At 46.0% G+C, this 779-nt stretch carries 1 rRNA gene; it reads left to right on the forward strand.

Annotated features, from left to right (window positions below):
- Window positions 1–187: 187 nt before the first annotated feature.
- A 23S ribosomal RNA gene (locus AXW61_RS16955) occupies window positions 188–779 on the forward strand; the annotation flags it as partial.

Consider the following 779-nt stretch of genomic DNA (forward strand, 5'->3'; position numbering starts at 1 on the left):
ATTTATTACTGATTGATGAAGATTGAAGAAATGAGTTACTAGCGAAATTAACTGAATCAAGCGTTTTGGTATGTGAATTGAATTGAAGCTGTACGGTGTTTAAGTACACAGAGCAACAAACTGTATGATCGAGCAATCGATCTGTCCTAGTACTACTTGTAGGTGCTACGACTGTTTGGGGTTGTATAGTCAAGTAATTAAGTGCATGTGGTGGATGCCTTGGCAGTCAGAGGCGATGAAAGACGTAATAGCCTGCGATAAGCTCCGGGGAGGCGGCAAATATCCTGTGATCCGGAGATTTCTGAATGGGGAAACCCACCTGTCATAAGGCAGGTATCGTATGATGAATACATAGTCATACGAGGCGAACGAGGGGAAGTGAAACATCTCAGTACCCTTAGGAAAAGAAATCAATTGAGATTCCCTCAGTAGCGGCGAGCGAACGGGGAAAAGCCCATTAAGTCATATAAGTTCTAGTGGAATGCTCTGGGAAGTGCAACCATAGTGGGTGATAGTCCTGTACACGAAAGGGCTTATATGATGATGTCGAGTAGGGCGGGGCACGTGAAACCTTGTCTGAATATGGGGGGACCATCCTCCAAGGCTAAATACTCCTGACTGACCGATAGTGAACCAGTACCGTGAGGGAAAGGCGAAAAGAACCCCTGTGAGGGGAGTGAAATAGATCCTGAAACCGCATGCATACAAGCAGTGGGAGCCGACTTGTTCGGTGACTGCGTACCTTTTGTATAATGGGTCAGCGACTTACATTCAGTAGC

The organism is Acinetobacter sp. BMW17 (genome assembly GCF_001592855.1).
Taxonomy (GTDB): Bacteria; Pseudomonadota; Gammaproteobacteria; order Pseudomonadales; family Moraxellaceae; genus Acinetobacter; species Acinetobacter johnsonii.